This is a genomic window from Streptomyces sp., assembly GCF_019510245.1.
Taxonomy (GTDB): domain Bacteria; phylum Actinomycetota; class Actinomycetes; order Streptomycetales; family Streptomycetaceae; genus Streptomyces.
In genome coordinates, this window is sequence record NZ_JAEKKT010000226.1 from 1 (window position 1) to 26,651 (window position 26,651).

22 protein-coding genes and 2 pseudogenes are annotated in these 26,651 nt (G+C 68.9%); 10 read left to right on the forward strand and 14 right to left on the reverse strand.

The annotated features are described in order from the left end of the window. The coding region (locus JF597_RS44625) for an acetamidase/formamidase family protein (protein WP_294010352.1) at positions 1-933 on the reverse strand (933 nt) is incomplete at its 3' end. A gap of 389 nt (positions 934-1,322) precedes the next feature. Here JF597_RS44625 and JF597_RS44630 point away from each other — a divergent pair. From JF597_RS44630 to JF597_RS44650, 5 genes are all read left to right on the forward strand, one after another. After that, complete coding sequence (locus tag JF597_RS44630) at positions 1,323-2,981, forward strand: penicillin-binding transpeptidase domain-containing protein (protein ID WP_294010355.1); 1,659 nt, start codon at positions 1,323-1,325, stop codon at positions 2,979-2,981. 254 nt (positions 2,982-3,235) lie between these two features. Further along, on the forward strand, positions 3,236-3,751 hold the full coding sequence (locus JF597_RS44635; protein ID WP_294010357.1) for a (2Fe-2S)-binding protein: 516 nt from the start codon (positions 3,236-3,238) through the stop codon (positions 3,749-3,751). Next, a complete protein-coding gene (locus JF597_RS44640; protein WP_294010360.1) occupies positions 3,738-4,730 on the forward strand; it encodes a xanthine dehydrogenase family protein subunit M in 993 nt (330 codons plus the stop codon). The genes JF597_RS44635 and JF597_RS44640 overlap by 14 nt, the downstream gene beginning before the upstream one ends. Further along, a complete protein-coding gene (locus JF597_RS44645; RefSeq protein ID WP_294010363.1) occupies positions 4,727-6,934 on the forward strand; it encodes a xanthine dehydrogenase family protein molybdopterin-binding subunit in 2,208 nt (735 codons plus the stop codon). Before JF597_RS44640 ends, JF597_RS44645 begins: the two co-directional genes overlap by 4 nt. A gap of 25 nt (positions 6,935-6,959) precedes the next feature. After that, entirely contained in the window at positions 6,960-7,415 is a 456-nt protein-coding gene (locus JF597_RS44650) for a lipocalin-like domain-containing protein (RefSeq protein WP_294010365.1), read from the forward strand. A 246-nt stretch (positions 7,416-7,661) separates the two neighbouring features. Here JF597_RS44650 and JF597_RS44655 read toward each other — a convergent pair. From JF597_RS44655 to JF597_RS44700, 10 genes and pseudogenes are all read right to left on the reverse strand, one after another. Then, a pseudogene (locus tag JF597_RS44655) lies at positions 7,662-8,083 on the reverse strand (peptide-binding protein); the annotation flags it as partial. Positions 8,084-8,454: 371 nt separating this feature from the next. Continuing rightward, entirely contained in the window at positions 8,455-10,590 is a 2,136-nt protein-coding gene (locus JF597_RS44660) for a SpoIIE family protein phosphatase (RefSeq protein WP_294010367.1), read from the reverse strand. A gap of 252 nt (positions 10,591-10,842) precedes the next feature. Further along, positions 10,843-11,004, reverse strand: a complete 162-nt coding sequence (locus JF597_RS44665) for a hypothetical protein (protein WP_294010370.1) — start codon at positions 11,002-11,004, stop codon at positions 10,843-10,845. 377 nt (positions 11,005-11,381) lie between these two features. Next, a complete protein-coding gene (locus tag JF597_RS44670) occupies positions 11,382-12,440 on the reverse strand; it encodes a CU044_5270 family protein (protein WP_366916533.1) in 1,059 nt (352 codons plus the stop codon). Continuing rightward, a complete protein-coding gene (locus tag JF597_RS44675; protein ID WP_294010372.1) occupies positions 12,437-13,075 on the reverse strand; it encodes an RNA polymerase sigma factor in 639 nt (212 codons plus the stop codon). Before JF597_RS44675 ends, JF597_RS44670 begins: the two co-directional genes overlap by 4 nt. Before the next feature lie 477 nt (positions 13,076-13,552). Further along, positions 13,553-14,341 carry a DUF5707 domain-containing protein gene (locus tag JF597_RS44680; RefSeq protein ID WP_294010374.1) on the reverse strand — a complete coding sequence of 263 codons (789 nt, stop codon included), beginning with the start codon at positions 14,339-14,341 and terminating at the stop codon, positions 13,553-13,555. A 373-nt stretch (positions 14,342-14,714) separates the two neighbouring features. Beyond that, positions 14,715-15,941: an Ig-like domain-containing protein gene (locus JF597_RS44685; protein ID WP_294010377.1), complete on the reverse strand. Its 1,227-nt coding sequence runs from the start codon at positions 15,939-15,941 to the stop codon at positions 14,715-14,717. Between the two features lie 26 nt (positions 15,942-15,967). Beyond that, on the reverse strand, positions 15,968-16,765 hold the full coding sequence (locus JF597_RS44690) for a L,D-transpeptidase family protein (RefSeq protein WP_294010379.1): 798 nt from the start codon (positions 16,763-16,765) through the stop codon (positions 15,968-15,970). A gap of 288 nt (positions 16,766-17,053) precedes the next feature. Further along, positions 17,054-18,286 carry a CU044_5270 family protein gene (locus JF597_RS44695; protein ID WP_294010382.1) on the reverse strand — a complete coding sequence of 411 codons (1,233 nt, stop codon included), beginning with the start codon at positions 18,284-18,286 and terminating at the stop codon, positions 17,054-17,056. Further along, on the reverse strand, positions 18,283-18,852 hold the full coding sequence (locus tag JF597_RS44700) for a sigma-70 family RNA polymerase sigma factor (RefSeq protein ID WP_294010385.1): 570 nt from the start codon (positions 18,850-18,852) through the stop codon (positions 18,283-18,285). The genes JF597_RS44695 and JF597_RS44700 overlap by 4 nt, the downstream gene beginning before the upstream one ends. A 239-nt stretch (positions 18,853-19,091) precedes the next feature. Between JF597_RS44700 and JF597_RS44705 the strand changes: the two genes are divergently transcribed. From JF597_RS44705 to JF597_RS44720, 4 genes are all read left to right on the forward strand, one after another. Next, complete coding sequence (locus tag JF597_RS44705) at positions 19,092-19,409, forward strand: helix-turn-helix transcriptional regulator (RefSeq protein WP_294010407.1); 318 nt, start codon at positions 19,092-19,094, stop codon at positions 19,407-19,409. After that, positions 19,406-20,944 carry a helix-turn-helix transcriptional regulator gene (locus JF597_RS44710; RefSeq protein WP_294010387.1) on the forward strand — a complete coding sequence of 513 codons (1,539 nt, stop codon included), beginning with the start codon at positions 19,406-19,408 and terminating at the stop codon, positions 20,942-20,944. Before JF597_RS44705 ends, JF597_RS44710 begins: the two co-directional genes overlap by 4 nt. 54 nt (positions 20,945-20,998) lie before the next feature. After that, positions 20,999-21,574: a transcriptional regulator gene (locus JF597_RS44715; RefSeq protein ID WP_294010390.1), complete on the forward strand. Its 576-nt coding sequence runs from the start codon at positions 20,999-21,001 to the stop codon at positions 21,572-21,574. A gap of 273 nt (positions 21,575-21,847) precedes the next feature. Next, positions 21,848-22,066 carry a PLD nuclease N-terminal domain-containing protein gene (locus JF597_RS44720; RefSeq protein WP_294010393.1) on the forward strand — a complete coding sequence of 73 codons (219 nt, stop codon included), beginning with the start codon at positions 21,848-21,850 and terminating at the stop codon, positions 22,064-22,066. A gap of 400 nt (positions 22,067-22,466) precedes the next feature. Here JF597_RS44720 and JF597_RS55815 read toward each other — a convergent pair whose 3' ends face one another. Beyond that, a complete protein-coding gene (locus tag JF597_RS55815; protein WP_366916534.1) occupies positions 22,467-22,688 on the reverse strand; it encodes a hypothetical protein in 222 nt (73 codons plus the stop codon). Between the two features lie 5 nt (positions 22,689-22,693). Beyond that, a pseudogene (locus tag JF597_RS44725) lies at positions 22,694-22,900 on the reverse strand (maturase); the annotation flags it as partial. 1,228 nt (positions 22,901-24,128) lie between these two features. On the opposite strand from JF597_RS44725, the gene JF597_RS44730 reads away from it, so the two are divergent. Further along, a complete protein-coding gene (locus tag JF597_RS44730; RefSeq protein WP_294010398.1) occupies positions 24,129-25,196 on the forward strand; it encodes an alpha/beta hydrolase in 1,068 nt (355 codons plus the stop codon). Positions 25,197-25,349: 153 nt separating this feature from the next. Here JF597_RS44730 and JF597_RS44735 read toward each other — a convergent pair whose 3' ends face one another. Continuing rightward, positions 25,350-26,600, reverse strand: a complete 1,251-nt coding sequence (locus tag JF597_RS44735) for an IS701 family transposase (protein WP_294010401.1) — start codon at positions 26,598-26,600, stop codon at positions 25,350-25,352. Positions 26,601-26,651: the final 51 nt, after the last annotated feature.

The window sequence follows — 26,651 nt, forward strand, 5'->3', positions numbered from 1 at the left end:
CATCAGATCGGGCCCGGTGCCGGTGGTCTGGTAGTAGCCCTGCTCCAGCATCTGGGCGGGCATGGCCAGTTGGGTGGGGTCCGCGGCGGGTACGACGGCTCGGGTGGAGGCGATCACGGTGTGCTTGTGCAGGGCGAACTGCAGGGTGACGGACATGAGCGTTTCGACGGCTGTCCCGGTCACCTCGCCGTCGCCCTGCGCCATGTGCCCGTCCCCGGCGGAGAACATGGCTCCCGGCACGTACACGGGCAGCTGTCCCCGTGCTCCCTTGACGAGCTGCCGGATGTCGGTGTTGCCGCCCATGCCTCCGCTGACGTCGGGCGGGAAGGTGCGGTACATCCCCCTGTGCAGCGGAGCGACGCCCATGATGCCCATGAACGGCGCGATCGGAACACGGGCCGACCGCCCGGTGTCGACACCGGTGAAGGAGGCGAGACCGCTGTTCTGGCCCCTCTCGAACGTGAAGGTCTGGAGAAACGGCGCACCACTGTTGTGCGGCTGGTCCCCGGGTATCGCTCCGGCCGCCGGGCCGGGGGAGGGGTCGCTCAGCTGGGAAGCCTCGCTCCAGGCCGCGAGCGGCGCCAGAAGCTCCGGACGCAGCGACCCGAACAGGCCGAGAGCCGGGCTGATGGCGACGTAACCGAAGTCCACCAGCGGGCTCACATCGAGGATCTCGACCTCCAGGATGTCTCCCGGCTCGGCCCCCACGATCTCCAGCGGACCGGTCAGCGGATGGACCAGGCCCAGGTCGATGGTGAGCGTTCCCTCCGCCGTCATCGTCCGGGCCGCCTCGCCGATGTCCAGGGCGTCCCGGCACAGCAACTGGACGACCTCACCGGGCCGTACGCTCGTCACCGGGGGCAGGTCCCCGTTCCAGCGGTTGTGCAGCACCCGGCCGTAGCCGTCGACGACGAGGTCCCCATGCGGTCCCACGGTCACATCCGGGGTACCGGACCCGGCCACGTCCAGACCGCCGAGCCCTCCCTCGCCAGCGGCAAGCCCGGACAGAGCGGGCGCGCCGGATCCGGCGGAAGCCTGCTGAAGGAGGCTTGCGCCCTGTACGAAGCCGGAGTGGACGAAGCACATGGCGACCTCCCGCGCTCCCGCGCATGTCGCTACGGGCCGGACCGTCGGCGAAAGCGGTCGTACCCGCAGCCGGGCTTCAGGATCACTCAGCTCACTCGGGCCGGCAACCCGGACGGCAGGGTATTCACATTCGGTGGTCATACATATGAACCGCTCCCGGCCGCGGCACTCACACCCACGACGGTTGGAAACACCCAGAAACGTTGCTTGCAGGAGGCATGCATAGGATCCCAGGTATGAAGAGAGCTGTGAAGGTCGGCGTCGCCGGCTCGGGTATCGCCCTGCTCTTCCTGGGCGGAGCGGGCGTCTACGAAGTCGTGAGCAGGATGACCCACGACTTCTGGTCCGGCGACCGCTTCAAGACCGCGCGAGGTTTCGACCCGACGGCGGTGTCCAGCACACCGCCAGCGAACGACAAAGCGGCGGAGTTCGTTCGCTCGTTCCTGCGGACCTGGTCACAGGACCACACCGAGGAAGCGGCACAGAGCACCGACACCCCCGCGACCGCATCTGTGTCGCTGCGAGGCTACGCCGAAGGCCTGCACCTGAAGAAGGTGTCGTTCGACCACGTACTCTCCGCCGGTCCCTCGTCGGTGACGAAGGGCGCCACAAAGGTGACCTTCGATGTCACCGCACAGGTCGCGGGCGGCACCTGGAGCTATCCGAGCGCGGTCGCCGTGCAGCAGAGCACCGACGGAGTGCTGGCCGTCCACTGGAACAATTCGGTGCTCTACCCGGGCCTGGGGGACCGGCAGTCGCTGACCGCCGGTGAACTGCCGCCGGGCGCGGTCCCGGCCAGGGCGGTGGCCTCCGACGGACACACGGACCTGTCCACGTTCCCTTCACTGCGGGACATCTCCGCGACGATCAGCAAGAACGCCAAGCCGAACGGGATCAGCACCGGCACGGGAGTGACGATAACCGACGCCACGGGCAAAGGAGTCAAAGCGCTCAAGATCTTCACCAAGGGGAAGACCCAGCTGGTGAGGACCACCATCGACGCTTCGCTCCAGGCCGCCGCCGAGAGCGCAGTGCTGGACTCACACCTCCAGGCCAAGCCCGCGGGAACCGTGGCACTCGACTGGAAGAACGGCCACATCCTGGCCGTGGCCCACTCCGGCAACGACGGCGACATCGCCATCAACGGCATCAAGTCGCCCGGATCCACCATGAAGATCATCACCTCGGCGGCTCTGATGGACCAGGCCGGTCTCACGCCGGACAGCGCCGCACCCTGCACGGACGAATTGGCCGCCAACGGCCAGATCTTCCACAACGACCCCGGCGTGCGACCCGCCCCCGGCTCCACGCTCGCCCAGGGCTTCACGGTGTCCTGCAACACCTCCTTCATCAAGGACGGCTTCCAATACCTCGTGCACAGGGGAGACGCCTCCGCCCTGCACGACGAGGCCGTGAACGTCTTCGGCATGGGCAGCTGGTCGATCGGCGGCGGGGTGGCCACCAGCGATCCGAGCGTCCCGCCGGACGTGGCCGGCGGTGACCAGGCCGCCCAGTTCATCGGCCAGGGCAAGGTGACGGCCACACCCCTGTTCATGGCGTCGGTGGCGGCGACCGTACGCAACGCCGCCTTCGAGCAGCCGATCATCCTGCCGGAGCAGCACCAGAACAAGGCACACCAGCCCATCTCCACCCGCACCGCGGGCTATCTGCAGTCGATGATGCGTGGCGTGGCGACCGGCGGCACGGCGGCTCCGCGCCTGCATGATCTGGCGGACGTCGGCGCGAAGACGGGAACGGCCGAGGAGGGGGAGCACACCAACGGTTGGCTCACCGCCTACAACTCGCACATCTCGGTCGCGGCCCTGGTGGAGGGCGGCAGCTCCGGTGTGGACTCGGCCGGGTACGTCGTCCGCCGGCTGCTGAGCGACGACTGACACGGGACGGACGGTTCCGTCCACGGCATCCGGGTGCGGCTGCCGTCACCGCACGGAACGGGCTTCGTCCGGGTCCGCCGCGGTGCCGGACGGCGGTCGTGCGGATGCGGTGCGCCCTCGGGACTCATACGGTGGTCTCACACTGGCTGGTCACCGCATGCCGTGGTAAGCGCGCAGAGGTACCGGGGGAGCGCGCTCCGTGTCGTTGCCGTGACCTGTGAAACAGGCGGCGGGGCGCCGGAGACCGAGGTGCCATGACTATGCGGGCGAAGCCCGGCGCGACACGGGCCGTTCCCCAGGCGGAGTTCACCCTGCGGGTCAACAACACCGAGTACCCGCTGTGCGTGGACACACGTGTCACCCTGCTCGACGCGCTGCGCGACCGGCTGGGTCTGACCGGTACGAAGAAGGGCTGTGACCAGGGCACCTGCGGTGCCTGTACGGTCCACGTCGACGGCAAACGCGTGCTGTCGTGTCTGACGCTCGCCGCACAGTGCGACGGCCGGGACGTGACGACCATCGAAGGCGTCGGCACCGCCGAGCAACTGCATCCGGTGCAGGAGGCGTTTCTGCGGCACGACGGCTTCCAGTGCGGTTACTGCACGCCGGGACAGATCATGTCCGCTCTCGGGCTGCTGTCCGAGGACAGAGCGGGGACGCCCGAGGACATCCGGGAGTACATGAGCGGGAACATATGTCGCTGCGGCGCCTACGAGAACATCGTGGCCGCGATCCGGGAAGCGGCCGGTGATCACGATGAGACCCTTTGAGTACGTACAGGCCCGTGAGGTGTCCGCGGCCCTGGCCGAGGCGGAGGCGCACGTCGAAGCCGACTTCCTCGCCGGTGGCACCACCGAGCTGGACCTGATGAAGGACGGCGTGCTGCGGCCCAGCCACCTCATCGACATCACCCGGCTGCCGCTGCGCGGCGTGGCGGAGCGCCAGGGCGCACTGGTCGTCGGAGCGCTGGTCACGATGGAGGAGCTGGCGGCCGAACCCACTGTCGTACGTCGCCTGCCGTTCGTCCGGGAGGCCCTGCTGCGCAGCGCCTCCGTCCAGCTGCGCAACATGGCCACGATCGGCGGCAACCTGCTGCAGCGCACTCGCTGCCGGTACTTCCGCGATCCGACGGTGGCGGCCTGCAACAAGCGCGAGCGCGGCACCGGGTGCGCCGCCCTCACCGGCGCACACCGCACTCACGCGGTGCTGGGCACCAGCACGCACTGCATCGCCACGCACGCCTCCGACGTCGCGGTCGCGCTGATCGCCATGGACGCGATCGTGCACGTCACCGGCGCACACGGCCACCGCGAGATCCCGCTGGGCGACTTCTACCGGACCCCGGGCGACACCCCGGACGTGGAGAACGACCTGCGCCACGGAGAGCTCGTCACCGCCGTGGAGATACCGCTGTTGCCGGAGGGCGCCCGGTCGGACTATCTGAAGGTGCGCGACCGGACGAGCTACGAGTTCGCGCTGGCCTCCGCCGCGGTGGCCGTGGTACTCGGCGACGGCGACGTCATCCGCTGGGCCCGGGTGGGTCTGGGCGGTGTGGCGACGGTGCCCTGGCGCGCCCTGGAGGCGGAGGCGGTGCTCACCGGCAGCCGTGCGAGCGGCGAGGTGTTCGCCGGCGCCGCCAGAGCGGCCCTGGCCGGGGCCGTGCCCCTGCCGCAGAACGCCTTCAAGGTGGAACTGGCCCAGCGCACGCTCGTACGCACACTGCGTACCGTCACGGGAGTCACCTCATGACGACGATCTCACGTCCCCGGCTGCTGGGGCCCGGCATGAACCGGGTCGACGGTCCGCTCAAGGTGACCGGCTCGGCCCCGTACCCCAGCGACTTCGCCTACCCAGGCATGGCCCACGCGGCCCTCGTACGCAGCACGGTGGGCTCCGGACGGATCACCGAGATCGACACGGCAGAGGCCGAACGTGCTCCCGGAGTCGTGAGCGTGCTCACCCACCTCAACGCCGGACACCTCGACCGCGGACCGATGACGCCCCTGGGTGTCTCCCCGCCCGCCCCCCTCCAGGACGACCTGATCCTGCACTACGGCCAGCAGGTCGCCGTGGTGGTCGCGGACAGCTTCGAGGAGGCCACCGAGGCGGCCGGCCTCGTCCGCGTGCACTACGCCGTGCGACCGGCCCTGCTCGAACTGGACGACCCCGGTGCCGAACTGCGCACGAACCCCTGGAAGCGGGACGCCGCCTGGGGAGACGCGGCAGGGGCGCTGGCCACCGCCGAGGTACGGGTGGACGAGACCTACTTCACGGCGGACAACACCAACAACCCGATGGGCCCTCTCACCACCGTCGCCCGCTGGGAGGGCGACACCCTCCTGATCAACAACTCGACCCAGTGGGCGTCCCTGGAGAGCACTTCTCTGGCGGTGACCTTCGGCATCCCCGAGGAGAACGTCCACGTCACGGCGCCCTACGTCGGCGGAGGATTCGGAGCCGGACTGCGGGTCTGGTCCCATGTGATCCTGACGGCGCTGGCCGCCCGGGTGACCGGGCGCCCCGTGAAACTCGCCCTGACCCGGCCGCAGATGTTCACCGCCTGCGGCCACCGCCCGAAGGGCCGGCAGCGGATACGGCTCGGCGCGACGCGCGACGGCCGTCTCGTCGCCGTCGACCACGAGGCACTGACCGCCGCCGCCATGGACGACGACAACTTCGAACCCACCGCGACCGTGTCCGCCACGTCCTACGCCTGCCCGAACGTCGCCACCCACGACACACAGGCCCGCCTCAACATCCCCGTCCCGAACTCCATGCGCGGCCCGGGCGCGTCGACGGGCAACTACGCACTGGAATGCGCGATGGACGAGCTCGCGTACAAGCTCGGCATGGACCCGCTCGAGCTGCGCCTGCGCAACGACGCCGACCCGCATCCCCCGACGGGCCTGCCCTGGTCCAGCCGCGCGCACCGGGAATGCCTCGAACGCGGCGCCGAACTCTTCGGCTGGTCCCGGCGCACGCACGAGCCGCGCTCGATGCGCGAGGACGGGATGCTGGTCGGGTACGGGCTGGCGGCCGTCGGCTACCCGTGGTTCCGCGCCCGCTGTCTGGCACGGGTCACGATCCGCCGCGACGGCACCGCGTACGTGTGCAGCGCCGGGACGGAGATCGGCAACGGCGCGTACACCGTCTTCGTCCAGCTGTCGGCGGAACTGCTGGGCCTGGATCCCGCACAGGTCACCGTCGGGCTCGGCGACTCCACCATGCCGCTCGCTCCCCAGACGGGCGGATCCGGACTCACGAGCGCCATCGGCAGCGCGATCCACGAAGCCTGCCGGAACGTCATCGGCGCCGTTCTGGACCTGGTGGCCGACGACACCGGCTCCCCGCTGCACGGCTGCACGGTCGACGACGTCGAGGCAGCCGACGGAGGCGTCCGGCGGCGCGACGACCCGTCCCGGTTCGCGTCGTACCGCGACATCCTGGCCCGGCTCCACCGGCCCGACCTCACGGCCGAGGGCGAGAGCGTCCCCGGTACGCCGCAGGACCTGGGCATGGCACTGGCCGGCGCGTTCGGCGCGAAGTACGTCGAGGTGCGGGTGGACCCGGACCTGGGCCGCATCCGGGTCGCCCGGGCCGTCTCCGTCATCGACGGCGGACGCATCCTCAACGAGAAGACCGCGCGCAGCCAGATCATCGGAGGGACCGTCGGCGGCATCGGCATGGCCCTCTTCGAGGAGACCGTGAGTGACGCCCCGAGCGGACGCATCGCCAACGCCACCCTCGGCGACTACATCGTGCCGGTCAATGCCGACATCCCCGACATGCAGGTCGAATTCGTCGGCTCGTGGGACCGCGCCAACCCCATCGGCACCAAGGGCATCGGAGAGATCGGCCTGGTCGGCCTGGCACCCGCCATCGCCAACGGCATCTTCCACGCGACCGGACGTCGTATCCGGTCCCTGCCCATCACCATGGACCAACTGCTGTGAAGCGGTGGAAGGATGCGGCGAATCCATGACCCCCGACGAACTGCGTGCCGCACTCATCGGAACCTGGCGCCTGGTCTCCTACGAGGCCACCGGCGTCGAGGACGGAGAAGTGGTGCGACCCTACGGTGAACACCCGCTCGGCCTGATCATGTACACCACTGACGGATACATGTCCGCCCAGATCACCACCCCGGACCGGCCGCTGTTCGCGGAGCAGCGGCAGGAGTACGGCAGCCCCGAGGAGCTGGCCGAGGCCGCCCGTCACTACCTGGCCTACACCGGCTCCTACCGGGTGCCGGACGGAGAGACCGTCGTGCACGAGGTCGCCCTCTGCCTGTACCCGAACTGGATGGGCGACGGCCAGACCAGGGTGGCACGCCTGGACGGAAGGACGCTGCAACTGGCGCCGCCCGTGCCCCTGAGCGTCCAGGGCAAACCCCGTACGGGCGTCCTGACCTGGGAACGCGCGGAACCGCGCTGATCTTGCTCGGAAATGTCGAAGGTCCCGCCCCTGGATCACAGGGGCGGGACCGGCAGAGCAGACGAGTTCTGCCCCGGCAGGTGACGCCTCGCGGACGCCGACTAGTCACGGCGGGACACAGTTAGCCGGTCGGCATCAGCGTTGCGCAGATACTTGCACGGTGCAGCATAGTGGGCGTTTCGGGCTCACTCGGCAGCGGGGGGCATATACGTATCTGGCTCCGGTCGTCGAACACATGGCAACGGCTCAGTCGTCGTGGGCAAGCTCCCACATCATCATGATCGACGACGGGTCCAGCGCCCGTCGCGTGCCGATATGTCCTTGTGGGCCGCGAGGTACTGCTTTCCCTGCCACAGCGGTATCAGCCGGGCGTCACCCGCGAGGATCTGCTGGACCTCCCGGAACTGCGGAACCGCATAGGTGCGATCGATCTCCCGCCGCGACTCCGGCAGCGGCTTGTCGGTGATCTGCGGCGACTCGTACGGGGTCCCCAGGGCGTTCTGGGCGCTCACGAAGGGACTGATGTAGTTGTCGGCGTCGGGGAAGTCGGGATACCAGCCACGCCCGAACACCGGATACTCGCCCTTCTCATAGCCGTCCACGAACGTCGTCCAGGGACGGCCTTTGAGCGTCACCGTGAAGAGCCCGGAGGCTTCGAGCTGGCGCTGGGGACCGGCCGGTGCACGAGGCCGGAGTGCGCCGGCGTCTTCGAGCCTGCCCGGGCACTGGGCGGTGTGGGCCGGCGGACGCCGATGGTCCAGCGGTGGACTCGGGTGCGGCAGTGGGAGGGGAGCCGCCGTGCCGCGTACTGGAGCGACTGCCAGGCACGCCTCCACGGAATGATCACGAAACGCTGCCCCATGAGGGTTCACGGGAACCACGGGACCGTCAGGGACTTGACCGCCGGCAGCGAGGCGGCCGAGGCCGGGTGGCCGCCGCGGTGTCAGGGGGCGCCCGCACCCCGGTGGCTGTTCTGTGTCGGAACGCGTTCTGCACGTTCGCCGCGCTGCGGTTTTCGGCGGGTGCCACGGCGGACGGGCTAGTCCGCAGTCGTGGATGAGCCCGTGATGCGGACCAGCAGCATGGCGATGTCGTCGATGCACGGGTGGTGCGATGCATCGCCGAGGAGGGTTTCGGTGAGGTCTTCGAGGTCGTCGTCCGGGGCCTGGGCCAGCCGGTCGGCGAGGGCGGCGACGGCATCGTCGATGTCGATGCCCGGTGCTTCGACGAGCCCGTCGGTGTAGAGCGCCAGCGTGAGGCCGGAGGACAACGGAATGCCCACGGCCGGGTAGTCGGCGTCCGCGACGATACCGAGCAGCGGTCCCGGGGGGAGGGCGAGAGCTTCCGTACGGCCGTCCGGATGGCGTAGCAGGGGCGGAAGGTGTCCGGCCGTGGCCACGAGGGCGCGGTGCCGGGCCAGATCGAGCTGGATACAGAGGCAGCTGGCGAAGAGGCCGGGATTCAAGTCGCACATCACCTGGTTGGTACGGGTCAGGAGATCGTCCGGCCGCATGCCGACGACGGCGTGGGTGTGAACGGCGGTGCGCAGCTGGCCCATCAGGGCCGCGGCCCGGACGTTGTGGCCCTGGACGTCGCCGATGACCGCTGTGGCGGTTGTGGCGCCGCAACGGATGAGGTCGTAGAAATCGCCGCCGACATCCATACCGTGAGCCGCGGGCAGGTAGCGGGCGGCGGCCCGCAGGCCGGGAACGTCAGGTAGCCGTTGCGGCAGCAGACCGGTCTGCAGGGTGCGGGCGAGATCGTCGCTGGCCTCGTGCAGACAGGCCCTGTCCAGGGCCTGGGCGACCAGTCCGGCCACTGAGATCAGGAGATTGCGTTCCGTCGGCGGGAACCGCCGGGTCCGATCGAAGGACAGTACGAGGATTCCCACCGGCCGGCCGCGGATCACCAGCGGCAGAAACGCCCATGCGTTTCTGGTCCCGTACTGGACGGCGTCCGGGTACGTCTGCTGGAACTCGGCGAAACTGCCGAAGAACAAGGGGCTGTGGCCGGTCAGGGCGTTTGCGGGCGGATTGTCGGAGGCCAGGGACTGGCCGTCGAAGAGGGACAGGAAGGCTGTGCTGTAGCCGCGGTGACCGACGATCCGCAGCCGTCCTTCGGACGCGGTCATCAGGATCAGGCCCGCGGCGCCGAAGGCGGGCAGGAGCTGGTTGGCGAGGGTCTCGGCCACGTCGCTCACCCGCACCGTCTCCGTGAGACCTGCCGCCAGGTGCATCAACTGGTGGAACGGCTTGATCTCGCTCGGTTCCACGAGAGGCAGGACGTGTCGGCGCTGACCGGCCGGCGACTCCTGGGCGAGGGACGCCATATGGATGCTGACACCGGAGGCGTCCGGGTAGAGCTCGAAGGACAGGCACACGTCGGGTGCGCGTGTGACGGTGAAGTGAACGGGCCGGTGGCCGATGACCGCGGCACGGAACCGGTCCTCGAAGTCGGGACCACCGAGCCACCGCAGACGGTCCCACGGTCGTACCCCCAGCAGGTCGGCGGCGCCCACTCCGAGCAGGTCGCTCGCCGCATCGCTGACAAAGGTGGTCCGGCCTTCCAGATCCAGGGACATCGCCCCCGGCAGGCGCACGGCGTAGTCATGAGCCGCCAGTGCTTCGGCCTGATCGGGGGTGTGGGACTGTTCCGCCGCCAGGGTCATGGGACGTTTCCCGGGCAACAGGGGATGTCCGCGTCGCGTCGAGCGCTCCAGCAACATGCCCGCTCGGTGGCAGAACGCCTCGATCGCCGCCGTTTCCTCCGTGCTCAGGTGTCCGGGATGCGAGGGCGGCCACAACAGGCAGACCGTACCCCGCACGGCCTCACCGGCGAAGACCGGGGCGGCCGCCACGGCGTGCTCGGGAACCATGAGGGCGAGCCGGGGATAGTGCAGTGCCAGCCCCTCGGAGTCGCCGACCCAGACCATGCGCCGCTCGCGCGTCGCCTCGGCGGCCGGGATCGCCTCTTCCACATGGATCCGTGCCCAGGGGGAGAGAACGGTCCAGGACGTGCCGTACAGCATCGACAACTGCAGCACCGGCTCCTCGGGCGACAGAAGGAACAGCATCGCGCTCGAGGCGCCGGCGTCCGTCACCAGACGGCGGAAGAGAGCGGCCAGCTCCTCCCAGTCCCGTGCGGAGCCCGACGCGGCAGACACTACGACCGTCACCGACCTTCCTGGACACCGGGCACACGGTCGGTCACCGCGTACCCGGCAGGCTCCGGTCCGGTGCCGACCCGGCCGAGGGGGCCGTCCGTGCATAAGACATAAACTGACAATAGCTATGTAGGTTTATGAAAGCGCTGCAAAAGGGTGCAATCGCCCTTGAGGCACCACGGGGGCAGTGCCGGGGCGGCTGACATACGGGCATCGCCGGTTCCGGACCCGAGACGGGACCGGAACCGGCTGTGCGCCGATCGCCTATCGCCGGCGTCGTCCCACCAGGACGATGCCGCCGATCACGATGGCCGCGACGAATGCGGTGACGGCGTACACCGCCACCGGGGGAATGCGCTGCTCGGTGATGGCCATGATGAGGGGGTGGGTGCGCACAGTGTTCCTCTTCGCGTAGTCGTCCGTCACCGCTCGGAATCCTTGGTCTGCCGGTAGCGATTCGCGCGGTGGTCTTCGTCATGACCTGGTCGCGACGGAGGCCGGGTTCCCGTGACGGCGATCACAGTGCTCACATGGTCGGCCCATGTCCTGCGCAACGACCTCAAGTGACACCGCACCGGCTACCGGACCAGCGGTGGAGCATGCCCGCGCCCATCTCGAATGCGGCAGCAGCGGCAACAGCCGCCCGATGTTCCCGGTTTCCGACTCGCCGCGGCCCGAGCAGCGCGTAGCGCCCGCGGCCCGGACGGCATCTGCCGTCCGGGCCGCGGGCGCGCGACAACTCTCCGAAGCAGAGCTTCACTTCTCCGAAGCAGAGCTTCACTCCGGTCCCTGAGTTCTACGTGTCACACCTTGCCGCCGGAGGGCAGCTGGCCGATCTTGTCGGCCACACCCCGGTCGAGCACCGCGGAGATACCGGTGAGCTGGCCCGCCTTGCCCGCCTTGCTGTCCTTGACCAGGTAGCTGCGCTCACCGAGGTAGGTGTGCGTGGTCTTGTCGAAGATGTATTCGGTGCGTTCGTTCAGGGACTCGAAGGCCAGGGCGTCGCCGTGGCGGCCCGCGGCGTCGACGGCGTTGTGCACCACCTCCACGCCGGGGATCTTCCCGGCGGCCAGCCAGATGGCCGCCTCCACCTTCGGTGGGACGATCGTCTCGCCGATCGTCTCGCCGACCCAGTCGAAGGCCGCGGCGTCACGGCCGGGAGCGCGACCCTTGGTGATGGTGTAGATCTTCTTCAGCAGGGCGTCGGGGTCGGTGGGCAGCGCGGCCACCTGCGCGTACGTCGTGTTGCCGGCACCCGGGGTCGTCGGCGCGCCACCGTCGATGCTGACCTGTGCGCTGCCACCGCCGAGGTTCTCGTCCTCGCCGCCCTCGCGGATCAGCCCGGGGCGGGTGGGGTTCTCCGGCAGCCAGACCTGGCGCTCGTGCACGGCGTCCAGCTTGATCGGGCCGTCCATGGTGCGCTCATGGATCTGCCGGCTGAAGCCGACCTCGCTCTTGACGTAGACGTACTGGTCGGCCCGGATCGTCAGCGGCTTGCTCTCGCCGGTGGCGACGGCGACCTGCTGCATCAGCTCGGCGGTCCCCTGGGCCGACGCGGGCAGCACCTTCACCACGGGAGAGAGGGCGACGGACGGCGCGGCAGGGGTGGTGGAGCCGGTGACGTTCAGTACCACGGCGGTCGCCACGGCGGCGACGGCCACCGGTATGGCCACCAGGCGCCAGCGCGGGCGGCGGGGGGCAACGGCCACGGGAGCCGCTTCGGTACGAGTGATCTCACGCATCAGGTGTTCCTCGAGAAGTGCCGTTCGGGCGGAGGAGAGGCCGTGCGTCGCGGTGGAAGGAAACTGATCCGCCATGGCCTGGCGTTCGGTTTCTTCACCTCGCTGCGGGAAGGCGTTCATCGGACTGTCTCCTGTTTCGACCGGACCGCGGTAGCGCGGTCACCTCGTATCTGTTCGCGAACGGCGGGTGGTTCGCCGGCTTTTCTCTGCTTTTTCAGTTCCTCCTCGGTGAGCTGGTGCAGCCGCTTGCGGGCGCGGGCCAGCCTGGAGCGGACCGTGCCGACGGCGACGCCGAGCGCGTCGGCCGCCTCGGCGTAGCTGAGGTCGGACCACACACAGAGCAGGAAGACGTCCCGCTCGTTCTTGCGCAGCCGGGTGACGGCGGCCTTGACGGCGGTGAGTCTGTGGTCGGCGTCCAGGCGCTCGGCGACCTCGTCGGAGAAGTCGGGGACGGTGTCGAGTGCGGGCATGCGTTCCATGGCGTCCTTGTGGCGGCGCGCGGCACGGCCACGGTTGCGCAGCAGGTTCGTCGCGATGCCGTACACCCATGGGCGCACGCTGTCGTCATTGGGGTCCAGCTTCTCCCGCAGCCGCCACACCTCGAGGAACGTCAGTGACACGATTTCCTCGGCGGTCGACCAGTCACCGGTGGCGCGCATGGCATGACGGTGCACCGCTTGGGCGAGTTCCTGGAACAGTTCCCGGAACGCCTCCGGGTCGCCTGCCCGGAGCCGGGATCGTAGAGATACGTTCACGCAATGACCTGTTCGGAAAAGGCGCCCAAGTTCCCGTGAGCCATGTCACATCTGGGGGCGGCCGAGCGGCAGGGCGAGGACCACGGTGTCGGTCCCGACCCGCCGCGCTCCTCGAGTCGTCCAAGGGTGCCACGAGGCAATGAACCCATAGCGAAAGAAATAGGGTGATCTGCGCCGCAGCGGTCACGTTTCCCTCGTGGCCACGCGCACACTTCGCTTCCCGCGCGCATACGCCCGTCCGCAACGGGTTTCGCCGCTCGGTGGGCAGAGAGGTGTCCGGCACTGTGCGGGGAAACCCATGGCCGTCAGGGCGACGGCAAGTCGGGGCGGACGGGGCAGCCCGACGGCGGCTCCGGACCACCCGGACGATCGTGGTGGCGTCCTGCCGATGCCGCATCGGTATCGGCAGGACGCATGGCCCAGGTGCCGCTCCCGCGCCGCTGTCACCCGGGGAACCGGCTTGTTCGGCCGCGGAGGTCAGCCGGCGGCGACGAACTGCGGCGCGGAGGTGGCCGCGGCGGTCGTCCTGTCACCCGAGTAGGACCAGCGCCAGTAACCGTCCTCCTCCGGCTTCACGGACGCCTGGAGGGAACCCGTGGACGCGGACCTCACCGTCCGCACCGTGGTGAAGTGCCTGCTGCCCTCTCCTCGGAACTGCAGCCGCGCGGTGACGCCCGCGTATCCGGCGCTCTGTCCGGTCTCCCAGTCCGCGCGATCGAGTGTCCCCGTCACCAGGACGCCGCCGCCGTCCTTGACCTGCTCCTTCGACGTCCGTAGCGACAGGGAGGACTCCCTCCGGATCTTGACGTTCGCATAGCGGTCGGCGTCGGTGACCTCGTGGGACGTGGACGCGCTCATCGCGTGGACGTCCACATGCCACGTGCCCGCGTAGGAGTTGGCCCAGTCGTGGTAGGAGACTTCCAGAACTTCGGTGCACGTGGTCGTGGTGGCGTTCACCTTGACGCAGTCACTGTCCGACGGAAGCAGATACGCGTCGGCGGCGTCGAAGCTCTTGCCGTGCCAGAGTGCGACATCGACGGTTTCGATGCCGGCCCTGGCCTGTGCGGTCACCGTGACGGGGATCTGGTGCGGCTGTGTGGGATCCCCGAGGACGACATTCTTGCCTTCGTTGACGACGACGTCCTCGATCCGAGGCGTGTTCGGTACGGAGCCGACAGCCGTGGCCGCCTGAGCGGCGGTGGGCAGAACGAACGCCGACAGCGCGGCCGCGCCTGACACGGCGGCCATCGCGAATTTCCTGTGCATCGGTTTCTCCTCAACGGGTGCGTCATCCAAGTGGCCCGTGCGTCAGTCGCGGTGCCGTGAGCGGCGAGGGTTCCGGCCTGGCGGCGTTGGGTGCCGACTTTCCCGGCGTGAGCCGTCACGACAGGGGCGATCACCGTGCGCACTGCTCAACGGCATTGGTACGAGGCCGACTCGGGCCCTCCTGTTAGGACGACGAGACTCCTCCTGGTTCCGGATCACGAAATCTCGTGAAAGTGCCTCAGATCACGTTGAGGTGGAATTCCCGATACCGTACGAAAGGGCTCTTGAGCAGGCCGCTGACGAGGGCCGTGGGCAGTGGCCGAAGTGCGTGCGCGCACAGTCGGTTTGACCTCGGCCCGGCGCTCGTCGGCGTCTACCCGAGAGCCGACCCGGACTGCCACTGCTGCCAGGTCATGTTCCAGCCGTTGAGGCCGTTGTCGGGGGCGATCGTGTGGTCGTGGGAGTGCTCGACGACGACCACGTCGCCGATGAGGGAGCTGTCGTAGAACCAGGCCGCGTCCTGGCCCGGGTCGCCGCCGCCGCGGACGTCGTCCAGGCCGACACAGCCGTGACTCACGTTGGAGTGCCCGAAGACGGAGTCCGGCGCCCAGTAGTTGCCGTGGATGAAGGTGCCGGAGGTGGACAGGCGCATCGCGTGCGGCACGTCGGGTATGTCGTATTCCCCCTTGTATCCCACCGTGGCACCGTCCATCCGCGTGGAGATGAGCTTCTCGGAGATCACCATCTGCCCGTTGTACGTGGTGCGGCCCGGCGCACCGGAGGTGATCGGGACCGTGCGGACCGTCCGGCCGTCACGGACGACGCGCATGGTGTGCGCGGCGGCGTCGACGGTGGAGACCTGCCGGCGGCCGATGGTGAAGCGGACCGTCTTGTCCTGGGTGCCGTACGCGTCCGCGCCGCCCTTCACGCCGTTCAGACGCAGGCTCAGGGTGACCCGCGTGTGCGCCTTCCAGTACGTCTGCGGACGCAGGTCCAGGCGCTGGTCGCCGAACCAGTGGCCCACGACCTGCTGACCGCTGTCGTCGGTGACACGTATGCCGCGTTCGACGGCCTTCTTGTCGTCGACCGGTTTGTTGAAGGTCACCGACACGGGCATGCCGACTCCGACGGTCGACCCGTCCTCGGGCGTGAACATACCGATCAGGCGCTCGTCCTTCGCGAGCGTGGTGAAGGACAGGCGCCGTGTCCGGGCCCGGCCCGCTTCGTCCGAGGCGCGGACGACCAGACGGTACGAGGTGCCGTAGGCCAGACCGGCATCCGGGGACCAGTGACGGTGATCGGCTGCCACGGTCCCTCGTACGGCTTGCCCTTCCGTGGTGGTGAGGGCGACCGACGAGATCTTCCCGCCGGAGACCTCGACATCGCCCGCGCCGCCGACGGACGCGTGGCGCTCGCCGTCGGCAGCGCCCGTGGTGAGCCGGAAGGCGGTCTCGGCCTGCTGCTCGGACGACGATGTCCTGGACGGCGCTGTCTCTCGCGCGGAGGACGCGGTACGGGAGTGCGGGCCCGCGCAGGCGCTGAGGACCGACGCTCCGACTGCGGCGAGGGCGATCACGGTGAGGCGGGAAAGGGAGGGCACGCTTGCTCCTGGGGACCGGGGGACTGTCATCGGGCGAGAGAGGCCGCGTCGCCCATGACGACGACGGGGTGGTCGGCGGGATCGAGCGCGCGCAGCAACTGCTTCATATGTGTCCTGGAGAGGCTGACGCAGGCGTGCGTGGGGCCGCCGTGGTCGACGTGGATCCATATGCCCCCGCCGCGGTTCGCGCCCATCGGGTGGGTGCCGTCCATCGGTGACGTACCGGGCTGCCGGTTGTAGTTGATGGCGATGACGTAGTCGAACGCGCCGCTGAGTGGTTCGCCCTCGAAGCCGCTGCCGCTGACGGAGAAGGCACCGGACTGGTGGTAGGGCAGCTTGCCGCCGGGGTCGCCCAGGCGGCCGCCCGCGTCGGTGAGACCGAACACCCCTATGGGGCTGTGCAGGTCGCCCGCGTAGTGCTCGTCGGTCCAGCCCTTGTAGCCGTTGTGAGCGGCCCACACCATCCCGGGGCGCCAGCCGCCGTCGACACGCTGCCAGAGCACGGCCTTCGAGGACGCGGAGTTCTTCCCGGCTCCCGTGACCAGGAGGACCTGCCGGGTGTCGTCCGGGACGTGCGCCGACGTCCTGGGACCGAGCCCCGGCAGTTGGGCGGGGAACTCCGGCCGCGACTGAACCGTCGCCCGTGGTGTGGCAGGGGTGGGCACCGGCTGTGCGGTGGCGGCCCGGGCGGCTTCCTGGACGACCGAGGCCTTGCCGGAGACCGGGGTGGGGGTGTCCTCGGGGATGTAGTGATAGGCGGCGACGCCTAGTGCGGAGACGATGATCGCCGCGGTCGCCGAGAGGGTGGCCCTGTGGAGGCGCATGGGAGCAGGCTTTCTCAAGAGGACGGGAGAACTTGGGGCCGGCCCGGGCTGCGGAGGAGGTTCCGCGGCGGGGCAACCGGACGGACCCCGGCAGGGTTCGCCGGGACGCGGGGGGAGTGCCGAGATCACCCGGGGGGAACCGCCCGGGGCATGGCTGTCTCCCGGAGATCTGCCGTGTGGCATCAGCGGCGGATCGCCGAGGCATGTGTGAGGTGGCGGGGGGAGAGACCGACCTGCCGCCGTGCTCCTTGCCCGGCAGGTCGGCTCGGCTCCGGATCAGCAGTGGGCTCAGCTGCGGGCGTTCTTCGGCACGGTGATCTGCTGCTCGCCCCAGCCCATCCGGGTGGTCGCCGCGTAGTCGACCGTCGTGCCCGCCTTGAGACCCGCGGTCCTGGCCCTGGTCGAGGGCTCGACCAGCAGGGTCTGGTCGCTGAGCATGGCGCCGGTGGACGGGTCGACGACCAGTCGCTCCCGCGTGGTGCCCAGCGGCGTCGGGTAGGCCGTGGGGAACTCGACTCCGACACCCTCGCGGCCCAGCGGGTCGGTGACGTGCCCGACCACCCGGACGCCGGGCAGATCGGCCATCACGCGGTACGCCGCCGCCCGGACGCCGGGCTTCACGGGCATCGTGATGAGGTTGCCTGCCTGGCGCAGCATCCATTCACTGCGGCCCGACGTACCGCTGTCGGCGTTGTTGTCCTGTGCGTACAGCGCCTCCAGGTAGCGGCGCAGTCCGTCGCTGGTGGAGGGCAGCGCGCGCAGGTCCTTGTAGGAGACGTTGTTCGGGCCGACGGCGTAGATCTTGTCGTCGACGCTCGTCTGCATGACCATCGGTCGCCCGGCTCCGATGGTGTAGGCGATCTTGGCGTTCCCGGACCCGTTCTTGATCTCGGCCACGACCGTGTGGGGCGAGCCCGCGGCCTTCCAGCGTTCCTTGTCCGTCGCCGTCCTGGGCTCGGTCGCGGAATTCTCTCCGGAGACCATCAGGCTCTTCGTTCCGGGCCGCACTCCCACCGACCAGTTGTCGGTCCCCGTGTTGCTCACGGCGATGAGCTGCCCGTTGGCTTCGGCGGCATCCACGTGCTGCGACTGCGTGGTGGTCTGCCAGTACGTTCCCTTGGCGGGCGAGGACTCCGCGTTCCTGGCCGCACTGAGCAGTTCGATGTGGCCGTCGACACGGATGTCCGCCCCGGAGCCGGGCTTCTGCGCCGGGACGGAGGACTGCGGCTGCGCGGTCGGCCGATCGGCCGGTCCCTGCCGACCGATCGTGCCCACGGCCGCCACCACGGACGCCGCGACGGCCACGAGGGCCACCGCCCCCAGAGGGCGGAAACCGCTTCTGCGGCGCGGTGCGACGAGGCACGCCGCGCGGCCGTCTGCCGGCTCGGTGACGATGCGCGCGAAGTCCTGCTGCCGCCGTGCCGGGTCCACCAGCAGGGACGGATCCAGTGCGTCCGGCCGTGCGTCCGCGAGCACCTTCATGACGTCGGGCCGCTCGGACCGCTTGTTCGTCTTCTTCACGCAGGGGCTCCTTGGTGGTGGGTGGGAAATGATGCGGTCTCCGGGGAAGCCGCCGACGCCGCCTCTGACGCCTGTGCGGTCTCCAGGGCCTTCTCCAGACGGCGGCGGGCCCGGTACAGCCGGACCGTCAGCGTCGCGGTGGTGCAGTCCAGAACCCGGGCGGCCGCCTTGGCGTTCAGGCCGTGCCAGGCGATCAGCGTCAGCAGTTCCCGGTCGGTCTCCGGCAGGCTCGCGAGGGCCTGCAGCGCGATGTGCCGGTCGGTGACCACTGCCGCGACATCACCGACGTGGTTCTCGGCGCCGCTGCCGATGCGCTGTGCTTCCTCGGCGGCGAGGAGGTACTGGAGCGCGTCCCGGCGGCGCAGTTCGCGCACCAGGTTGCGGGCCACTCCGAGAAGCCAGGGCAGTGCCGGGTGGGGAACGTCGCGCATCCGCCGCCAGGCGACGGTGAACGTCTCGCTGGTGATGTCCTCTCCCACCTCTCGTCCGACCAGGCTCGTGGCGTAGGCAAGGACGCGTGGGTAGCACTCCTCGTAGACACCTCGAAAGCGCTCAGCAGGTGTCACGCGCCCTCCTTTCAACTCGGCTCTCTCACCGAGCAATGCGTGTGGCGGCTCGTTTCTTACACGCAGGGGCCGACAAACCTGTCGCTGTGATCGACGTCACGCCGGAGAGAAACCCGATGCCATGTCCCGCAGGGGGTCACGCCCCTGCGGTCTTGCCCTTCGCGGACTCCGCCCGCGCCGGCGCGATGCGGTATCCGTATGGAAGATGAGCGTCACGCGATAGGGTCGCCGTCGTGAGCATGAACCTCGATGAGCGGGTCAGATCGGCGGTGGCGGCGCTGCTGCACGCCACCGGCGAATCGCAGACCAAGCTCGCCGACGTCCTCGGCGTGACCCAGGCCCAGGTCAGCCGACGCCAGTCCGGCACCGCCGCCTGGAGCCTGAGCGACTGCGAAGCGGTCGCCGCGCACTACGGCATCGACCCACTCGACCTCCTCGCGGGACCCACCCGGGCCGCCGAGGCACTGCCCGCCGCACGCCGCCGCACGCCCGGCCGCCAGTCCGGCACCGGGAACGGCGTCCTCCGGTCCGCCGCTGCCGACGGGGCGGGGCGATGACGGACTTCGGAGCGATCGACGCGCTGCTCGCCGGGGCGAAGAAGGAGGTCCCGCTGCCGCCCGCCGAGGAACGACGGCACCTGCGCGAGGAACTGAACCTCTCCCGCGCCCAGCTCGCGCAGGCCCTGGGCGTCAGCTCGTCCACGGTCGCGGGCTGGGAGGCGGGACGCGACCCGAGCGGCGCGACCCGCGAGAAGTACGCCTACTTCCTCGAAGGAGCACGGACCAAGCTGGCGGCTCCGGCGGCCGAGGACGCCCCAGCCGACGAGCCCGACGAGCCCGACGAGCCCGACGACGTGACCCTGGCGGCGACAGGGAGCGACGCCGAAGCCGACGCCGTCGACGTGCTCACCACACCCCGGCCCTGCGTACTGTGCGGGCAGCCCGCCCGCCACCAGGTTGAGGGCTTCCCCCAACACCTGGACCCCGCCGAATGCGGCACCCCCGCCCCGCTCGGCGAACCCACCCCGGCGGAGAAACCCGCGACCCCGGCGGAGCCCCGGTGGACAGCCCCCGCGGACACGCACCGGCCCGCGCAGCGCGGCGTCAAGGTCGTACCCGCCGGCCGCCGCCTGAAGACCGCCGATACCCCGGACCTGATCGGCTCCGCCGTCGCGGCCGCCCTCGCCGAGCATTCCGGAGACCTGGAGGCGGCGACCAACACACTGGTGAAGAAGGCGATCCCGGACGCGATGGCACTCCTGGACCACAGCCGCAAGGGCGGCCGATACGAGGTGGTCGCGCACCCCTGGCTCCCCGACGTCCTGCGCAAACAGTCCTCCCGCGGCGCCGACCAGATCTGGGAAGCCCGCCCCAAGTGGACCAGGCCCGAACTCCCGCCCGGCGAGCACGAGATCACCGCACTCGACGTCAACGGCGCCTACCTCAGTGCCCTCAAGACCCACCTCCCGCTCGGCCAGCTGGAACACTCCACCGGCGACCAGCACGACCGCCGCCGCTCCGGCGTCCACCTCATCACTCCGCCCGACTGGGACCACGACGACTACCTGCCCAACCCGATCGGCAGCCGCGACGAGCCAGGCCCGCTGTGGGTCACCGAACCCACCCTGCGTCTGCTGTTGCGCGTGTCCTCCGCCAAGTACGGGCTGTGCGACCCGCCGCAGATCCACGAGTCATGGACGTCGGGCGCGACGGAGGGCCTCCTGGAGAAGTTCCGCGTCGTCCTGAAGGACGCCCGGGACCGGGCGATCACCGAGGACGACGAGGTGACCCTCGAATACGTCAAGGCCATGTACTCGAAGTTCGTCTCCACGCTGGGGGAGTCCAACTACAACCGGGAGCTGTACCGCACCGACTGGATGCACCTGATCCGCTCCCAGGCCTTCGCGAACCTGTGGTGGAAGGCCCACCGCGCCTACGACGAGGGACTCATGGTGGTACGCGCCATGGGCACCGACGAACTGCACGTCACCGGCGACTGGCGCGCGGTGTTCCCCGAGGGTCGAGGCGTCGCCGAAGTGAAGGTCAAGGACGTGTACACCGTGGGCACCGGTCCTGCGGACGACGGCCTGTGAACCCCTGTACGCTCATGAACACCCGTCACCCGGCCGCGCAGCGAGGAGTGGAGCATGCCGGAGAGGAACATCGACTTCGGCAAGTTCGGAGCCCGCGGCGTCAGGGGATTCGAGGCCGTTGCCCGCCAGCTCGACGCCCTCGCCGGCTTCGTCGCCACTCCGATCACCCAGAGCCGTGGTCTCCTTGCCCGGCTGCACTATCTGACCCGCAGTGACCGCGCTCGCCAGGCGGCCCGCGAAGCCGGGCTCACGGTCACAGACCGCACGCTCAAGGCGTGGCTGGACGGCAGACGCAGTCCGTCCAGGCGGAACCTCCAAGCCATCGAGACCGCCTACCGAACGGTCCGCCGCCACAACGTGGCCCGCTATCTGACCGCCCGCCTCAACCGCGAAGGCCGCGGCACCCGCGTGGAGTTCCACCCGCTCAACCAGTCTCAGGTCACCCGCCCGCATCAGCGCGTCGTCTCGTTCCGCACCCTCAACGTGCGCCGCTGGGACCGGATTGTCGAGGCCTGGGCCAACGACGACAGTGACGCCCTGGACGACGCCTGGATCAACGACGCGACGGTGGACCTGGGCTCTGAATGGGGCCAGTACGAGTACGTCACCAACATCGGCTTCGCCGCCTGATCACCCCTGCCGGACCGCACCCGGCGGTCCGTCCTCTTCGGCGCTCTCTGTTCTGCGCCGAGCCCGCCCAGCTTCCGGCTTCGAGCGGCCTTCGTCGACGGCGGTGCCCCGGCCATGGCGGGTGTGCGGAAACAACGTGTGAGTGGGTATTCCGAGGGGGTATAAGAGGCCTGCTAGCTCGCTGTGTGACGCCCGTTAGTATGAGTGGACACGTGGGGCAGGCCGTGCGCCACACACAAGCGGGCAGGCGCCCCTAGCACACGAGGTGACCCAATGACGACAGCGCTGGTCTACGCGATATACGTCCTAGTCGCGGTGTTGTACGTCTATGCCCTGGTCGACTGCGTCAGGACGCCTGCTACGCGCATTCGCATGTTGCCCAAGGCGGGCTGGCTGATCGCGATGGTCCTGTTCCCGATCTTGGGCGCCATCGCCTGGCGCAATCTCGGCAAGCGCTCCGCGTCCGCGGAGGGCCCAGTGCCTGTCGCCTGAGCTCTCACTCACCGCTCTCACGTGTCGTTCAGAGCCATTCGTTGACCGCCGCGACCAGCACGGACGCTTCGTAACGGACGGCGTTTGTCGTACCGGGTGGCGACAGCTCGGTGGCGCTTGAGGCGGTTGCCGCCGCACTCGACAGCACTCCGCTGCTTGTGGTCGTTCCTGCCGAACTTCTGCGGCCTGCCACCGAGCGAACCGCGCTTTTGCCGGTTGCGGACCCGCAATGGTGGCCTTGATACCGATCCGGGGCACCCGGACCGGCTCGAACCGCGGGGCAGTGAGAATCCCGGCCGTGGTTTCGCCCTGCCGCGCCGACGCCTGAGTGAAGTAGGCCGCCGACGAGGTGCCCGTGGCCCGGGTCCTTTTCCGACGGCCCCTTCCCGAACGGTGCGGGCTAGTTTCCCAGCACACCGCTCTCCAGTGATCTTTTCCGGGTGGATGAGGTCACTCGTCCCGCGTGGATGTCCTCGTGGCAAGGCCGACAGACGACCAGGGTCTTGCGTCGTCTCATTGCCATCAACTTCACCCACGCGGGGCGCTCGGCTCGGCCCTGTTGCTTGAGATCGGCGAGTTTCCGGATGTGATGGACCTCAATCCGGCTCGTTGATCCGCACATCTGCCGATGATCGTGTCAATCTTCACCCGTGACATGCCGTCCACGGTCTCCCCGGTGACCCCAGGCGTCATCGCACCGGAATTCCGGTAGATCCGCCCGTAGGCCATCAGAAAGAGCTGCGGGTTGAACAGTTGCCGGTAGATCCTTTCCAACGGCAGGCTTCTCCTGCCGCGTTCCCGGATGACGTCCAGCACCGTTTCGGCGCTCTGCATTGCGCATACCTCCCCTTACTGGACGTCGAGTTCACCTGTGCCCCTTCGCCCTCATTCCGGCTTTCCCGGACTTCACGGCCGGCCGTAACTCCGGCGACTACTATGGGCACTCCGTCGCCGTAGGGCTCGCGCCCCGTAGGCGATCCCGTGGTACGTCTTCGCTGTACGTATCGAGCACGACGTAGGCCGCCCACTCATCTCCTTGACCGCCCTCACTGGGCGACGCCCCTCTCCTTGGAGGTTGCCGTCCGAACCCGTTCTTCAGAGCCCGGCAAGGAAAGGGCACCGGTTTCAGGTATCGTTCCGGTGAGTTTCTATTTTTGCCGCTGGAGATTGGGCTTCAAGCAATCCAGCCTTGGCCATATCGAGCGGGTCTTGCGGAGCTCCGCCCTGGATACCTCCAGACGGCCACCGCTTTCCTGACATGCTATTGTCCCCTTCGGCTTTCGCCTCCAGGTAAGTCAGGCGACCCAGAAACATTCCTCCAAGTTCCTCCCGAGTGAGTCGGGGATACAACGAAGCGCCGCACGGCGCACACAGGTCGTAGACCCGGTCCCACGGCCCATAACGCCCCGGCACATCCCGCCACCGCGCACCCTCGCGCGGGTCCACCACCCGTATGCCCGCCACTGATTGCTGCCGAGTCGACACACGCGGGGGTTCCAGCCTGGTCTACCGGACGTTCGCCAGGTCCGCGCCATACACGGGACGCTCGGTGCGTAGGTGCGTAGGTGCGGTGTGGCCCTGACGCCGGTCGGGCCACCGGTGCGGACCGATGCGGCGAGCCTCGTCGACGTTCACGTCTTCTGCCATGTGCCTCCCGGCTTGGCGTGGCGCGATGTCACCGGGGGTGGGCTCGTGGGCACGTCCTCCCGGCACGGCACACGGTCATCACTCGCTTGACGGGTGACGTACGCGACCCCGCGCGGCAACGCCGGCATGCACCCGTGAGGTCGTGGTGGCCCGGTGCCCCGGCGGGAGGAGGTGAACCGCCACCGAGCGTCGTGGTGGGAATGCCGCAGGGCCCGTCCTTCAGGACCTCGGTGTCCAGGTTGCCCTCCAGGTGGTGTCCCGCGCCATGCGACAGGCCATCCGTCACCAGCTTGACCGGTGATGCTTGTCGTGAAACAGTCAGGACCGCCCGCAACGCGGTGCACCCGGCGGGGCCTGCTCGTCGTGCCGACAAACCGGCGCATTGGCTCTACATTCGTATGGCGGAGGCATTTCCATGATCAACAGACGTACCTTCAACAAGGCCATCGGTATCGGCACGGGCGCGACCGCGGTCTCGCTGGCCGGATTCCAGCCCGATGCGAACGCCGCACCAGGCCATCACACCGAGGGCGGATCGCCGGCGCCGACGGTGCCCACCGTGCCCCCGGGTGCGCACACCTCATTCGCCCGGCTGAAGCAGGTCAGGGCCGGTGTGCTGGACGTCGGTTACGCCGAGGACGGTCCCAGGCACGGACCCGTGGTCATCTGTCTGCACGGCTGGCCCTACGACATCCACAGCTACGTCGACGTCGCTCCGCTCCTCGCTGCCCAGGGCTACCGCGTCATCGTCCCGTTCCTCCGTGGCCACGGCTCGACGACGTTCCTGTCCTCGCGGACGGTCCGCAACGCACAGCAGTCGGCTGTCGCCCTGGACATCATCGCCCTGATGGACGCCCTCAAGATCGACAAGGCCCTGCTGGCCGGCTTCGACTGGGGCTCGCGCACCGCCGACATCATCGCGGCCCTCTGGCCGGAGCGCGTGAAGGGACTGGTGTCCGTCAGCGGATACCTCATCACCAACGTCGAGGCACAGAAGAAGCCGCTGGCGCCCAAGGCCGAGTACACCTGGTGGTACCAGTACTACTTCGCCACCGAGCGCGGCCGCCTCGCCATGGAGGACAAGACCGACCGGCACGACCTGTGCCGGCTCGTCTGGGGCACCGTCTCTCCGACCTGGAACTTCGACGACGCCACCTTCGAGCGCACGGCCGCCGCGTTCGAGAACCCCGACTACGCGGCCATCGTGATCCACAACTACCGCTGGCGACTGGGCCTCGCGGACGGCGAACGCCGCTACGACCGCTACGAGAAGGCACTCGCCACCCGCCCCGTCATCGAGGTGCCGACGATCACGCTCGACCCGGAACGCGACCCCTTCACCGCCCCTGGCGACGGCGCCTCCTACCGCGACCGGTTCACCGGCAAGTACGGCCACCGCACACTCGCCGGGATCGGCCACAACCTGCCGCAGGAGGCACCCACGGCCTTCGCCCAGGCCGTCGTCGACGTCGACCACTTCTGAGGCCGTACGCCGGACGGACGCCGCCCTGCCGCCGTCCACGCCCCCGGAAATCCCTGCCGGCGGGTACTTGCCGGCAGCCGACAGCCCTGGCCGCCCGCGACAGACAGCGGGCGCGGTCATGGGTTCGCTCCCCATGTCATGATCGCGCCTGGCTTAGTACTGCAACGACACTCCGTGACGTCCTCGGCGTTTGAAGTGGCTGATGCGAGCTCGGGCCTGGCTCGTTCTTCGCCATAATGACCAGGCGATTACGTGCTGGATGCCGTGGCGGATAGGAGAGGAGATGCGGTTGACCTCAACTCGCAGGATGGCGAGGAAGGCGAGGGCGGCCATGGAGAGTGTTATGTGCCGGTACCATGCGGTGTAGCCGCGGACCTGATAGTGGTCGAGTCCAGTTTCGTTCTTCGAAGTCTGGAAACATTCCTCGACCATCCACCGTGATCCCGCGACCTGCACGAGTTTCTCCAGCGGAGTTCCGGCCGGGCAGAAGCAGATGTAGTAGGCGATGTCTGTGGGGTCGGTGAGGCTGCGCCGTGCCATCAGCCAGTGATCCCATCCCTCGCGCCGCCAGGGCCGGATTGCTGCTGCGGCCCAGTCGTATTCGCGTGGGCCGTGAGCGCCGTCGCCGCAGCTCACGCGTGTCCACGCATTGTCGGGGAGCTCGCCGATCAGCTGGTGTGCGCGTGCCTGGCCGAAAAACTCCATAGTCATGACCATCTGCGATTTCGGGACCGCAAGCACATGAGGGATGCCATGTTCTTCCAGCCAGATACGAATCCGACCTGTCTGCCCATAGACTTCGTCGGCGGTGACCCACCCGAACGGGATGCCCGACTCCACGGCACGCTTCAGCATGCGCAAGCCCAGGTCGGGTTTCGTGGTGAACTCCACATCATCACCGATGCCGGCCGCCCGGCAGCGCTCACGGTTCGATGTCCATTCCTTCGGGAGATATAACTCGCGGTCGATCAGCGCCCGTCCTTTCCCTGAACCATACGCCAGGAAGACGCCCACCTGAGAATTCTCGATCCGTCCGGCCGTTCCTGAATACTGCCGGGCCACGCCCGCCGACCGGACACCCTTTTTAAGGAATCCCGTCTCATCGAGAATAAGGATTCCCCGCTCGGGGTCGCCAAGGTGCTCCACCACTGCGTCGCGGACGTCATCACGCACGGCGTCCGCGTCCCACAGATAGTGGTTCAACAGCCGCTGCATGCCCTGAGGACCGTCGTCCCCGGCGGCCTCCGCCAGGGTCCAGCCGTTCTTCCGCTCCGTCTCACTGAGCAGTCCTCGCAGGTAGGACACCATCCGTCGCCGTGGCTCCACCCGGCCGAACCGGCCCGCGAACCTAGCCACGAAGTCGTCAAACGCATCTGACCAACCGTCAGTTATCTCATCCCCCACGCAACAATCAACGACCCGACACCCACGACGTCACGGAGTGTCGTTGCAGTA